Source organism: Halomonas sp. 3D7M, assembly GCF_014897885.1.
Classification (GTDB): Bacteria; Pseudomonadota; Gammaproteobacteria; order Pseudomonadales; family Halomonadaceae; genus Vreelandella.
Genome location: NZ_JABUZF010000029.1, coordinates 1 through 575 on the forward strand (window position 1 = coordinate 1; position 575 = coordinate 575).

1 protein-coding gene is annotated in these 575 nt (G+C 43.8%); it reads left to right on the plus strand.

Translation table 11 applies throughout. The features are described 5' to 3' along the window. Nucleotides 1-197: 197 nt before the first annotated feature. Nucleotides 198-575 (plus strand): hypothetical protein (locus tag INT22_RS00630; protein WP_226912303.1); only part of this gene is annotated, 378 nt, incomplete at its 3' end.

Consider the following 575-nt stretch of genomic DNA (forward strand, 5'->3'; position numbering starts at 1 on the left):
GATTAATTTTGAATAGGCACTTACATGAACGTTTCGAGTCATATCTTGGCACATGAGCCACTCAGTTAGAGGATGTAGATCGTGCTGCTTGCATCAAGGACTATTGCTATGGCTTCAAGCGACGGGAATTAGAACCGTTAACAGCAATTTCTGACCAATCAATCTTGTGTCATGTGATCTCTAACAGGGGATAGTTTATGTCTGACAACCGTTACCAGTTTGATATTACCGATGGGCATGTTTTAGCTATTCGGGAATGGGACGATGGCCGCTGGGAAAATGAGGCCATTGATAACGACGATCGTTACAGCGTTCAGGGCAACCGTATCGTCAAAACCGAGTGGAACGATGATGATATAACGATTTATGAAGATCGTGGCGACGGCGTGTATTTTGAAATTTTTGACGGTGAACTTAATGACTGGAATCGTCGGAATGACTCAAATGACATGAATAACATCGATGGATTGGATATTCAGAGTGACTGGGATGATCGGATTGATTTTAACGAGGACCGGCTTACCTATGACCAGCAAGTGACACTTTTGTATAGCGCTGCGTTCGATCGTGCTCCA